This is a genomic window from Dermabacter jinjuensis (genome assembly GCF_902381725.1).
Taxonomy (GTDB): Bacteria; Actinomycetota; Actinomycetes; order Actinomycetales; family Dermabacteraceae; genus Dermabacter; species Dermabacter hominis.
Genome location: NZ_LR698963.1, coordinates 2,214,634 through 2,225,906, shown reverse-complemented (window position 1 = coordinate 2,225,906; position 11,273 = coordinate 2,214,634). Strand labels below are relative to the sequence as shown.

General features: G+C 57.7%; 13 protein-coding genes. 8 read left to right on the top strand and 5 right to left on the bottom strand.

Annotated elements, in window-relative coordinates:
- Positions 1 to 20: 20 nt before the first annotated feature.
- A complete protein-coding gene (gene orn / locus FXY94_RS09965; RefSeq protein WP_232049705.1) occupies positions 21 to 647 on the bottom strand; it encodes an oligoribonuclease in 627 nt (208 codons plus the stop codon).
- Between the two features lie 117 nt (positions 648 to 764).
- Between orn and FXY94_RS09960 the strand changes: the two genes are divergently transcribed.
- The 3 genes from FXY94_RS09960 (at position 765) to FXY94_RS09950 (ending at position 4,479) form a co-directional block, all read left to right on the top strand.
- A complete protein-coding gene (locus FXY94_RS09960; protein WP_016664922.1) occupies positions 765 to 1,394 on the top strand; it encodes a superoxide dismutase in 630 nt (209 codons plus the stop codon).
- 175 nt (positions 1,395 to 1,569) lie between these two features.
- The gene (locus FXY94_RS09955) at positions 1,570 to 2,805 is read left to right on the top strand and encodes a M48 family metallopeptidase (protein ID WP_016664921.1); all 1,236 of its coding nucleotides are present in this window, start codon (positions 1,570 to 1,572) and stop codon (positions 2,803 to 2,805) included.
- 1,350 nt (positions 2,806 to 4,155) lie between these two features.
- Entirely contained in the window at positions 4,156 to 4,479 is a 324-nt protein-coding gene (locus tag FXY94_RS09950; RefSeq protein WP_070436201.1) for a hypothetical protein, read from the top strand.
- A gap of 1,118 nt (positions 4,480 to 5,597) precedes the next feature.
- On the opposite strand, the gene FXY94_RS09945 is transcribed toward FXY94_RS09950, so the two are convergent.
- The 4 genes from FXY94_RS09945 to FXY94_RS09930 all read right to left on the bottom strand — a co-directional run bounded on the left by FXY94_RS09945 (position 5,598) and on the right by FXY94_RS09930 (position 8,363).
- On the bottom strand, positions 5,598 to 6,608 hold the full coding sequence (locus FXY94_RS09945; RefSeq protein ID WP_172620188.1) for a tyrosine-type recombinase/integrase: 1,011 nt from the start codon (positions 6,606 to 6,608) through the stop codon (positions 5,598 to 5,600).
- 110 nt (positions 6,609 to 6,718) lie between these two features.
- Positions 6,719 to 7,303: a hypothetical protein gene (locus FXY94_RS09940; RefSeq protein ID WP_040386587.1), complete on the bottom strand. Its 585-nt coding sequence runs from the start codon at positions 7,301 to 7,303 to the stop codon at positions 6,719 to 6,721.
- Positions 7,304 to 7,429: 126 nt separating this feature from the next.
- Entirely contained in the window at positions 7,430 to 7,858 is a 429-nt protein-coding gene (locus FXY94_RS09935) for an ImmA/IrrE family metallo-endopeptidase (protein WP_147594921.1), read from the bottom strand.
- A gap of 43 nt (positions 7,859 to 7,901) precedes the next feature.
- On the bottom strand, positions 7,902 to 8,363 hold the full coding sequence (locus tag FXY94_RS09930) for a helix-turn-helix domain-containing protein (protein WP_016664915.1): 462 nt from the start codon (positions 8,361 to 8,363) through the stop codon (positions 7,902 to 7,904).
- A gap of 146 nt (positions 8,364 to 8,509) precedes the next feature.
- On the opposite strand from FXY94_RS09930, the gene FXY94_RS09925 reads away from it, so the two are divergent.
- The 5 genes from FXY94_RS09925 (at position 8,510) to FXY94_RS09905 (ending at position 11,131) form a co-directional block, all read left to right on the top strand.
- Positions 8,510 to 8,728, top strand: coding sequence for a helix-turn-helix domain-containing protein (locus FXY94_RS09925; protein ID WP_016664914.1), 219 nt, complete (start codon positions 8,510 to 8,512; stop codon positions 8,726 to 8,728).
- Positions 8,729 to 8,787: 59 nt separating this feature from the next.
- Complete coding sequence (locus FXY94_RS09920; protein ID WP_016664913.1) at positions 8,788 to 8,937, top strand: helix-turn-helix transcriptional regulator; 150 nt, start codon at positions 8,788 to 8,790, stop codon at positions 8,935 to 8,937.
- 109 nt (positions 8,938 to 9,046) lie between these two features.
- Positions 9,047 to 9,991 (top strand): YqaJ viral recombinase family nuclease, encoded by a 945-nt coding sequence (locus tag FXY94_RS09915; RefSeq protein ID WP_016664911.1) that lies wholly within the window; start codon positions 9,047 to 9,049, stop codon positions 9,989 to 9,991.
- A gap of 10 nt (positions 9,992 to 10,001) precedes the next feature.
- On the top strand, positions 10,002 to 10,784 hold the full coding sequence (bet, locus tag FXY94_RS09910; RefSeq protein WP_016664910.1) for a phage recombination protein Bet: 783 nt from the start codon (positions 10,002 to 10,004) through the stop codon (positions 10,782 to 10,784).
- Positions 10,781 to 11,131: a hypothetical protein gene (locus tag FXY94_RS09905; RefSeq protein ID WP_016664909.1), complete on the top strand. Its 351-nt coding sequence runs from the start codon at positions 10,781 to 10,783 to the stop codon at positions 11,129 to 11,131. The genes bet and FXY94_RS09905 overlap by 4 nt, the downstream gene beginning before the upstream one ends.
- Positions 11,132 to 11,273: the final 142 nt, after the last annotated feature.

The following is an 11,273-nucleotide window of genomic DNA, read 5'->3' as shown; positions in this document are numbered from 1 at the left end:
TGTGAGAGTGCGGGAAGAGTCTACTGAGGGGCGATCTCGAACTTCTTCGAGGCTGCTCGGGCCTCGTCGCTCGTGGGGCCGGGCTCCTTCACGAAGAGAACTTCGCGGTAGTACTTGAGCTCCTGAATCGACTCGCGAATGTCGGCGAGCGCGCGGTGGCCGCCGTGTTTCTCCGGCGTATTGAAGAACACGCGCGGGAACCAGCGCTTGGCGAGTTCCTTGAGGCTTGAGACGTCGATCGTGCGGTAGCTCATGAACTGGGCAAACTCCGGGAGGTCGCGGTCGATGAAAGCACGGTCGGTGCCCACCGAATTGCCCGCGAGAGGCGCCTTGCCGGGCTCGGGGCAATGCTCCTTGACATAGGCGAGGCACGCCTCCTCGGCTTCGACGAGGGTGATGCCACCGTCGAGCTCCTCGAGCAGACCCGAAGTCGTGTGCATGTTCCGCACGAAATCATCCATCGACTCGAGCGCGCCTGCCGGGGGTTTGATGACGACATCCACCCCTTCGCCGAGGATTTCGAGGTCCCCGTCGGTCACGAGAACGGCGACTTCGATAAGAGCATCGTTTGTCTTATCGAGGCCCGTCATCTCGCAATCCACCCAGATGATGCGGTCGTTACCTGGTTTCGTCGTTGTAGAACTCACGCCTCTATCGTAAACCCGAGTTCACACTGAACACCCAATGGGACTCGATAGGGTTTCACCTGTGCGTATGTGCTTTGCGCATGCCCCGCACGTCAGCGTCGAAGAAAGGTGGCCACCATGGCTGAATACACTCTTCCCGATCTCGGATACGACTACGCCGCTCTCGAGCCCTCGATCTCGGGCCGCATCATGGAGCTGCATCACGATAAGCACCACCAGACGTACGTCAACGGCGCGAACCAGGCGCTCGAACAGCTCGCGGAAGCTCGCGACAAGAACGACTTCGGCACGATCAACCAGCTTCAGAAGAACCTCGCGTTCAACCTCGCCGGCCACGTGAACCACACGATCTTCTGGGAGAACCTTTCGCCCGAAGGCGGCGACAAGCCCGAGGGTGAGCTCGCTCAGGCAGTCGAAGAGTTCTTCGGTTCGTTTGATGGCCTGCGCGCCCAGTTCACCGCTGCCGCGCTCGGCATTCAGGGCTCCGGATGGGCGATCCTCGCATGGGATTCGCTCGGCGAGAAGCTCATCATCGAGCAGTTCTACGACCACCAGGGCAACCTTGCAGCGGCAACCGTGCCGCTGCTCCTCCTCGACATGTGGGAGCACGCTTTCTACCTCGACTACCAGAACGTCAAGGCTGACTACGTGAAGGCATTCTGGAACATCGTCGACTGGGCCGATGTCGCTGAGCGCTTCTCGCGCGCGACCTCCCAGACGAAGGGCCTCATCACCCCGGTGGCCTGAGCATCTCAATTGTGTGGGTGGGGCGTCGCGACGGCGGCGCCCCACCTTTGTGCTTTCGCGCGCTATGCCCCATCGGCAGCAGGCACCAACACGCCACAATCATTCTTCCGCCGCCACTCTTCTCGCGTTGGTGGTGCGGTAGGGATCGGAAGGTCGCTGTTGTTACGGTGGAGTCATGACCGAAATCGAATCTCAAGACCCGCCCACCTTCGAAAGCGAGCACACGAAACCGGCAGGGAAGCCGGGCCTTTTTAACGGCTCCACGCGCCACGGGCTGCTGGGGGATCTTTCCCTTCGGCATCCGTGGGACATCCCGCTGTTTGCCGTGGGAGTTCTCATCACGTGCCTTCTCTTCGTCGCGTGGGTCGGTGCCGTCGTGTTCATCATTTACATGGCGGCGACGGGAAAGTGGTCGAGCATCCAGCCCGCCTTCGAGGGGGAGTCGGCAGACGGCGGGCTCTCGAACCCCTACAGCCCCATCTCCATCGGGATCCAGCTGTTCGTTGCCTTCATGTTGATCCCATGGGTGCTATGGATCGCCCGCGCGCTCATGTACGCGCAGCTTCGAGCCTCCGGCGTGCGCATGAGCCCCACGCAGTTCCCCGAGGGATACCGGATGGTCGCCGAAGCTGCCGAACAGTTCGGAATGCGCCGCGTACCCGACGCCTATGTGCTCTCCGGTAACGGCATGATCAACGCCTTTGCCGCCGGCCACGGTTATAGGCGCTTCGTGTGTGTCTATTCCGACCTCTTCGAAGTGGGCGGCAAAGTCCGCGACCCCGAGGCCCTTCGCTTTGTGATCGCGCACGAGGTTGGCCACCACGCTGCCGGCCACACCTCGTATTTCCGCCTGCTGTTTTCGAATTTCATGATGCGCATTCCGATCCTCGGCAAGGCCCTGTCTCGTGCCCAGGAGTACACGGCCGACAATTACGGCTACGCCCACGTGCCCGCGGGGGCACCCGGAACGATGGCCCTTCTCTCGGGAGGAAAGTACCTCAACGCGCACGTCAACGTGCATGAGCTCGCCGATCGCGCCGCAACCGAAAAAGGCCTGTGGATCCACCTCGTCAACCTCTCGGTGACCCACCCGGTCATCACGTGGCGCGCCCACGCTCTACGAGATCGCTCCAAGCCCGGGCGGATGTGGCTGCGTCCCAAGAATCGAATCTTCGAGCCCTACCTTCCCGCCGGCTCCACCTTCAGCGGCAAGTACCCGACCCCCGAGGAGGCGCTCGCACTCCTTGACCGGGCCCGGGCAGAGGGGCATGTGATCGGGGAGGAACAGTTTGGTCGCTTCCCCTTCGGTCAGTCCTACCCCGAGCCGCAGCAGATGCGTCCGCTACAGGTGCGGCAACCGTCGGCCGAAGCGGCTAACCCTCTCGTATCCCGCAAGCCGGGAGCCCACTGATCCGCACGGATCACAAAGCGAAAGCGTTTGTGCACCTGATTCGGTAGCCCGGATGGAGTAGGCCGAATCTCAGTGGATTTTGTGGGTCCGGAATCCTCTAGATCTAGCGGGACCTAGACTGCAAGGAGCCGAGTAGAAAAGCATTGTAAATTTCGAGATTACGAACTAAGAAGAGCGCTACGTGAGATGGTTGGAATCTGAATGCGAGAACTTGCTGCGTCTGATAAGCGCCAAAAAAACTTGGAGCAACGGCTCTATTTCGAGCGTATTAAGGCTCCGAATGGAGAACGTTGACAAATTCTTTCGCTGCCACGCTGAGTTTTACGAGCTAAAGAAGCTTTTCGTTGCTAGCTATACGCGGAAGGCGCAACCTACGACTAGAGACCACCGCATCTGAGCGGCTCTTTCCCTCCGATGACGAGCTAAGCCTCATGAGCATAGTCGCGCCTTAGTGTTAGGACGTAACTGTGCGTCCTGACAGATGAAATCGGCATAGATAGCCCTCAGGAACTCAAGTAGGACATCTCAACAACGATGAGGTCTTGCTTTGAGAACATGTCTCTGCTCAAGGATAAAGCAGACCTAGTCGTTAGCGACTTGCGTGTCAAAGTTCCGAGGGCTTACTAATGGATACCCAGTTCGCTGTTGATAGCAATGTCCAGTTGCTTATCCCCAAAGAAAATTCCTCCGTGGACGGAATGACCATCGTAGATAGGCAGAAGGTATCCACCGGGCGCTGTTTGTCATCCGAGACACTGGGTGGGTTAGCTTCCTGGGTGTAGGTGCAATCTGAGAATCCAACCGGATGTCCAAAAGCCAACTGTGATACGTGTGTTGAGCGTGATAGTCGTGACACGGAGATTGAGTGCATAACCGGGGTAGACAGCCAAGGTTGCTCAAGTTACAGGACTATTTGTCACAATGGAGAGATAGTAGTTCGATGGTCTATGTTCATCGTCGCGTGTATCAACAGAGTCATGTTTTCTGGCGGCGCTGTTAACGCGACAATGTCGATGAGTTGCTGGAGCGGATATAGGCCTGACCTGTCGAAGATCCGAAAATCAGAGAATAAGCGTGGTGTCCACGTTATGTGGGGTTGGATTGATGTAAAATGTTTTTAACTGAGTGCTAATGAAAGCGCCATCGATGTTTATCGATAGTTAATTTCCAGAGTCCATTCGACATGACTCAATCTCGAAAATTCGGAAGTTGAACGAAATGCTTTGGTCCATCCTCTCAAGTCTCCTAGTCTCGGCGGCAGTCGCTTGGCTTACGTCGGTCCTCGCTTTTAGGCGCTGGCGAAAGGAGCGCATCGCATCATCTCGTGACGTTGCCTATGAGAATCTTTGTATGGCTTCGTACCGTTTTGTGCGGACGATGAGAGATAGCAACATAAAAGAGCTCGATGGAGAACCAGCTGACATTGAATCTCTAGATCGAACCTATTCGGAGCTCAATGATTGCATGTTCATGCTAAGTAAAGTCGCTTTAGAGGAGTCTTTTATGCGCATCAGTCGGGCATATGGTCGGATGGTTGACGCTGCGCAAGCGGTTGATCTTACAGATCCTGCTTTGCAGACGACAGGAACTGAGCTGGGGCGAATGGCACAGGAAGCCATGAATGACTTCGTAGAGGTCGTTTCGGAAGAGATGCGCAACAATCTCGAGTTTTGATCGTCTCTGCGACTCCTTCGCCAGCATCATTGGTGTGTTCTTGATAGCCTTTAGTTGCATTTGCCATTCATGAATTATTAGAGGTTTGTATGCCTAGTCGCATAGAACAAGGCTTTTCTGGTATTTCGATCTCCTCGTGTTTACGACTTGTTTTCGACTGAGCATGCCACGGCCATGTCGGGAGAGTGTTGTCGTAGTGATTTGCTCATGTAATAGATCTAGTTAGGTGTCGTTTGTTATCGAATTTATCGATTTTTGTCAACCTTGCCTGCGTGCTGAAGCCCTTGATCTCTCGAGGCGCATTACTTCTATTGTGAGTTATGTGGCGATTGGTTATCCATTTGTTGCCAATGTCCGAGATTGTATATTCATGTGTATTTCGACTTTGGATCTAGATCTTCATCCGTGAGTCAGTTGCTCTAGTTGTGGCCCGTAAGAATTGCGTGGCCGCTCGTAGTACTGACGATACTATGCATGACGTCGTGGCCTGCGCACTTGATAAATGCGCTGCTTCACCCGTGGCCTTGCAAGGAGTCTGACCGTGTTTTAGTCATATCTACTGAGGGGGCAACTTTTCATCTTTCTTTATGGTGACGTTCAGTGTGCCCTTGATCTCGCTCGTGATGGCAATGGGGTGCGTTTCTACATCTCGCACCGGAGGCTCGCTTTGGGGTCAGAGTTTCGCGGCCACCATTGCAGACTCTGTGTGCCTCATAGTTTTTAGGTCGGGTCTTGCAATTTGTTGGCCAGTGCGCGTACCAAGTTTGATGATTGTGAATTTGATTCTTGTCAGCGTGGGAATGTCGGCAAAAATGCGTTCTGCCTAATTTGGTCACGCTCTACAAGATAGTTAATGCCAGCCTCACCGTGAGCCTCAATTCCATGAAAATTGTCGACATGCTGAATGTTGACCAGTATTTTTTGCATTCAGGCGCTGCTACTTGAGTCGGTTTAATGAGGTGAAGGAAATTCCGCGCCCCCAGCAGGACTCGAACCTGCAACCTACGGATTAGAAGAACGCCCCCAACAAAACAGCCACCAGGGTAAACGCCCAGCGTACACGGCCAACACTTCCCGCAACTTCCCGGAAAATACCGGGTGATCACGGGTAGACGTGTTCAAAAAGTGTTCAACTCAGCCGCGCGCGCAACATCCAACGCATCCGCTACCGTCACGAGATCGTCCTCGAACAGGTCAGAGTAAACGTCCAACGTCATCGCGGCAGAAGCATGACCTAACATCCGCTGAACTAGTTTCACGTTCGCGCCTGCTTGAACAGCGAGCGACGCCGCAGTGTGCCGAAGATCATGCGGGCGAAGATACTCAACGCCAGCGCGTTCGAGAGCGAGCGCCCACCACCTGTTAGATGCCGACCCGCCACTTTTCGACGGGGGTCGTAGATACCCGCCGCGCGCATTAGTGAACAGCAACTCCCCAGCTGCCTTCCCTTCGGCTTCACGGGCGAGCATGTCCGCAACGAACTGCGGCACCCACGTCTCGCGGCGCGCGTGAGTCTTTGGCGTGGAGACGACCCACTCACCGCCCAGCCGGGTAACTGACCTCTCAATATTGACGCGCCGCCCGTCAATATCGCGAGGGGTGAGTGCAACCGCTTCGCCCCACCTCGGGCCGCCATAGGCGAGGAGGTAGACCAGGGTTTCGTGCCGCCCGGTTTCGCGCGCGACTTTCGCGACTTCGGTGTGCGTGAGGTAGCGGTGCTTCATTGTGCCCGCTGGTCGCGGTAGGCGTATGCCTCGGGCGGGGTTCGCAGCGATCAACCTGTCTTTCACAGCAAGGTCGAGCATCCCGGCGAGGATACCGTGCGCACGCCTTATGAGCGTTGCAGAGCCTTGGAGGCTCGCCGCCCATAGTTCAACGTCGCTAGTGCGTATCGCCCCGACCTGCCACGTGCCGAACGCGGGGTTAACGTGCAACCGCCACGCGGTTCGCGCGTCCGCTAACGTTGTGGGTTTCACCTGGCTGGCTTTGATCGTGAAATACCGCTGTTCGAGGTCTGCGAGGCGTGTCTTGCCGTCGGTGATAGACACGAACGTGCCGGTGCGTTTCGCGGCCTCGGTTTCGTTGAGCCATTGTTCGGCGGCGCGTTTCGTGGTGAACCCGCGTTTCATGGTTTGACGCCCGTCGGGTTTGCGGTACCTGGCTAGGTAGCGGGGTTTCCCTGACCGCGCGTCCACATATTTTTTTATGCGCGGGTTGCTGGTCGCCTGCCAGGCTGACATCAGTCGACACCCTGCTTGATCAGGACGTCGAGGCCGTTATCGGGGTGATACGTCCACGCATAATCGTACGGCCCCGCACTTTCACGCTGCATACCGTCCAGTGCTCTAGTGCGACTCATCATCGTGGTGACCGAACTGGGCGTCTCGAGCAAAGTGAACAGGCATTGATACTCTTCAGGATCAACCTTGTATTTAGGGGCTTTGAAACGATTCTCGACGGTTCGGTCATCGCCGCCTTCGCCGTCAAGAGATAGCGTCAGCCCGCCGTCTGTAACACTGTCCTCGACACCGCACGCTTCACCAGCGGACTCTAAAGGCAGCTTGGGAGGTTCACTATATGTCTCGCTGTCGCCTGGAAACACTCGGAGTCTTAGGGAGCTGACGTCACGCCCTGACCATGCCCACTGGTACCCGAAACTGTTGTGTAGGGTTTCCTCCCACGTCAGAGATTTCTCTTGAATCTGCTCCAGTAGCTCATCGTCGGCCTGGTAAGCATCAAGAATGCATTCAAGGTCTTTCTCTGCTTGTTCGCCGCTTCCTGAGTAGTCGAGGGAGTCGTCACCAAGCAGCGCCGACTTTGGCAAATCGCACTTCGTTATGACAGCTGGAGATGTGAGAGGCCCTGTTGCACAGCTCGTGAGAGCTAGAGCGGATGCTGTAAGCAGGAGCGTGGCACGTAATCTCATGAGGAAAGTCCTTACGCGGGGGTTTTATATGTGGTGTAGGTCGAGTTCTCTTGTGAGAGTTTCAGACTCGTGGGCATCGAGGGTTTCTATGCGGGTAATGACGAGTGCTTCGGTTACCCAAAGTTCCTCAGCCATGACAGCGATGCGATGGTCCCACCGGGCCGCGTCGATCAGTTGCGGTAGCGGGATGAGGTCACGGGCGATCTTGGCGTTGATCGCGTCCTCGACTTGTGATGTTTGGCCGCACGTATCGCGGTGTTCGAGATGTTCCATTTCGTGGGCAATGGCTACACGCCGTTCACGCTGAAGGAGCGTGTTGCGCATGACCACTTTCGTGTGTCCGTCTGTGGCGGCCAGGATACTGGCGGGGAGCCAGTCAACCATGTGCAGGTGTACGTGTGGCCAGCGGTCGCGGAACCGTCGCCACGGGTGCGGAGTGGGGGTGCTGCTCATGTGGTGAGGGTAGAAACGCGGTGGGACATTTAAAGATGTTTGCTCATGCTGGCTCGCCCCCGTCGTAGAAGCTCTCTGGGGTTTCTTGCTCTGCGTTCATTGCATTGCGGAGGCGTTCGCCTTCGCTCATACCGGACATGGCTGCAAGGTCGAAGTGTTCGGGGCGGGGTGGCGTGACGGTCTCAAGGGGGTGAGACATTTCAACGCGGCCGTTCAGAACGCGGGTGCGGAGCTCGTCAAGGAGTTCGAGGGAGCTGAAGTCTGCGGGTTTATGGATGACTTTTGGGATTCGCACCTCGTCGTCGTGGAGGTAGCCAGCCGCGACTAGGCCGTCGACGGCATTGGCTTTGAATGCGCGGGCGACTTGGACGATGGTCTCGGGGCGTGGTGGTGCGCCTTCCCAGCGTCCGACGGTGGACTTTGCGATTCCTGTCTTGTGGGCGATTTCGGCGTTGGTGGCGTTGTTGGTTGCTTCGGTGAGCCATGTGCGGAATGGGGTGTTCATGCCGCCATACTATTGCGCACGCGCAACACGTGCACGTTATTTACTGCGCAAGTAGCCAGAAATGAGCAACTTGTCCACCCTTGAAGTAGCACTGCCGCAACGTTTGGTATATGATAGTTGCAGCAGCGAAACTCAAGGAGGTGAAAATGCCGATCTACGCCATCGACACGCAGCAACTCGAAGCACTGCGCAAGGCAACACACGTCACCAATGACGCAGACCTCGCGCGGCGCATGGGAGTAAACAAGTCCACTGTTTCGCGAGTACTCAGCGGCAAAGGCAACCCGGGTGCCAAGTTTCGCGAAGGCCTGAAAGATGCCTTCCCGGGTCTCGACATCGACACCGTAATCAAACGCGCCGCATAAAGAAACCCCCGCCCCAAACGGGGCGAGGGTCCAACAAATAACCACCTAAAGGATACCACGTGAGCACTCAATACCTCACCCCTGACCAATACGCACAGCGCTACAACATCCCCAAGAGCACCCTCGCCAACTGGCGATCCCTCGGAAAAGGCCCCAAATACAAAAAGATCGAGGGCCACATCCGCTACATCGACAGGGAGGAAGCATGAGCGACCTCGACCAGATCATCTGCCTAACCGGCCTCGGGGCGTTCCTCATTATCGCCCCCGCCTACAACAGGGCCGTCGACTGGATTCTCGATCTATTCAAGGAGTGGAAATGACCACCGCGAAACTCATCCTTCCCGCGAACGCTGACGGCACCGACGAATGGAAGAAACAGCGCACTAAAGGCCTCGGCGGCACTGACATGGCGAACCTTCACCTCGGCCACAAGAGCGTCGCGGATGTCGTGCGAGACAAGCTAGGCCTTAGTGAACCGGAACAGTTCGACCAACGCACGTTGGACATGTTCGCGCACGGTCACGCGATGGAACCAACCCTCCGCAAGGCAGCAGCTGAGCGTTTCGGCGTGAAGGTGCGTAATACGGGAACGTGGGCGCGGAAGGACCGCCCGGAGTTCCTAGCGAACCCGGACGCGCTGATCGGGTCGGACGGTCTTTTGGAGATCAAAACGACCGGCGGGTACGCCCATGCCGCAGCCGATTGGAAGGCCGGGAGGGTCCCTGACCGCGCATGGGTGCAGGCGCATTGGTACGCGGTCGTGACGGGCCGCACGCGGCTGTTCTTTATTGCTGAAGTGGACCGCGCGGTTATTCACCTCGGCCCTTACGACGCGGACCAAGCACTCATGGCTGACCTGGAGCAGCTGGCCGGGACCGTGTGGGAGTACGTCGCTGCGGGCCGTGTTCCTGAAAAAGAGGAGAGGCAGGCAGCCCCGGTTGCATATGTGCCGCCCGCTGACGGTAGCGACCTCGTGATCGAACCGTGGGACGACACGACCGCCGCCATTGAGAAGCTACGCGTCACTAAAGCGGAGTTGAAACGCCTCACCGATGAACAGAAAGCGCTTGAGGCGCAGATCAAAGACCGCATGGGTGACGCGACGACCCTCCGCGACATTGACGGCAACCAACTAGCGACCTGGACTTACTCGACCCGCAGGTCACTGGATAAAAAAGCCCTCGCAGCAGCAGGTGTCGCAGTCACTGAATACGAGAAAGAAACAAACGTCCGCACCTTCCGCCTGAAGGAAGCGGCGTAAGGAGAAAACCATGAGCAACGCACTAACCATCACACAGGACCAAACCGAATTCACCCCTAAACAGTTGTCGGTTCTTGAAAACCTCGGCGTGCAAGGCGCGGCCCCGCAAGAGGTCGCAATGTTCTTCGACTACTGCCAGCGAACCGGACTTTCACCGTGGGCGCGACAGATTTACATGATCGGCCGGTGGGATCGAAACCTTGGGCGAAAGAAATACGCCGTCCAGGTGTCCATTGACGGGCAACGCCTCGTGGCGGAACGTTCCGGTGTTTACGAAGGCCAGACCGCCCCGCAGTGGTGCGGCCCGGACGGGCAGTGGGTGGACGTGTGGCTCGCGAACGAACCACCGCAGGCAGCCCGCGTCGGTGTGTGGCGCAAGAGCTTCAGAGAACCCGCCTACGGTGTCGCGCGGCTTAGCTCATATATGCCGGTCACGCGCGACGGGAAGCCGCAGGGGTTGTGGGGGACTATGCCGGACGTGATGTTGGCGAAGTGCGCGGAGTCCCTGGCCTTGCGTAAAGCGTTCCCGCTGGAACTGTCTGGACTCTATACGTCGGAGGAAATGCAGCAGGCAGACGCGCCACGCACTGAACCCGCCCCGGTAGACGAGGACGTGGTGGACGCGGAGATCGTGGACGACGAGGAACGTATGCAATGGGTCGAAGCGATCCAAGCAGCGGAAACCACGGACGTGCTTCGCAAAATGTGGGCTGACATCAAGACATGCCCGGACGCTTTGCAGGCGGAATTGCGGGAGTTGATTCCAGCGCGCGCTAAGGAACTCGCGGCGTGATACCGGAACAGGTGAGGGTGGTCGAGCAGCTCGCGGCGTGTGCGCGGGAACTCGACCACCTTTCACGCGAAGTCGCTGGCCTGGACATGGCGCATGTGGAAGCCCTTGCGGATTACCGCACGGCGTATGCGCGAGCGTTCCTTATCGCTGACGGGTCGGTGGAGGAGCGTAAGCAGAAGGCGATCCTCGTGGCTGAGGACGAGCGGTTCCAGGCTGACGTGGCGGAGCAGAAGGTCCGTGCGTGTCGTGACCGCATCCGCGCGTTGCGTGACCGCCTCGAGGTGGGGCGCAGTTTGAACGCTGCGGTCCGTACACAGTTCACGACTGAGGCGGTGGGGCAGCCGTGAGGGCTACAGGGCCGTCGCGTAAGACACGCCGCCTTGTTATCGACCGGGACGGTGGCGTGTGCCGCAGGTGCGGTCGTGCAGGGACAAACGTCCATCACAGGCGTCCTAGGGGCATGGGAGGTACCCGGGACCCGGAGACAAA

What these genes read in the sequence shown, in the direction of transcription:
- FXY94_RS09960 (WP_016664922.1), top strand. Translation starts at nt 765, where the DNA reads ATGGCTGAATACACTCTTCCCGATCTCGGATACGACTACGCCGCTCTC.
- FXY94_RS09955 (WP_016664921.1), top strand. Translation starts at nt 1,570, where the DNA reads ATGACCGAAATCGAATCTCAAGACCCGCCCACCTTCGAAAGCGAGCAC.
- FXY94_RS09950 (WP_070436201.1), top strand. Translation starts at nt 4,156, where the DNA reads ATGGCTTCGTACCGTTTTGTGCGGACGATGAGAGATAGCAACATAAAA.
- FXY94_RS09945 (WP_172620188.1), bottom strand. Translation starts at nt 6,608, where the DNA reads ATGAAACGCGGGTTCACCACGAAACGCGCCGCCGAACAATGGCTCAAC.
- FXY94_RS09935 (WP_147594921.1), bottom strand. Translation starts at nt 7,858, where the DNA reads ATGAGCAGCACCCCCACTCCGCACCCGTGGCGACGGTTCCGCGACCGC.
- FXY94_RS09930 (WP_016664915.1), bottom strand. Translation starts at nt 8,363, where the DNA reads ATGAACACCCCATTCCGCACATGGCTCACCGAAGCAACCAACAACGCC.
- FXY94_RS09925 (WP_016664914.1), top strand. Translation starts at nt 8,510, where the DNA reads ATGCCGATCTACGCCATCGACACGCAGCAACTCGAAGCACTGCGCAAG.
- FXY94_RS09915 (WP_016664911.1), top strand. Translation starts at nt 9,047, where the DNA reads ATGACCACCGCGAAACTCATCCTTCCCGCGAACGCTGACGGCACCGAC.
- bet (WP_016664910.1), top strand. Translation starts at nt 10,002, where the DNA reads ATGAGCAACGCACTAACCATCACACAGGACCAAACCGAATTCACCCCT.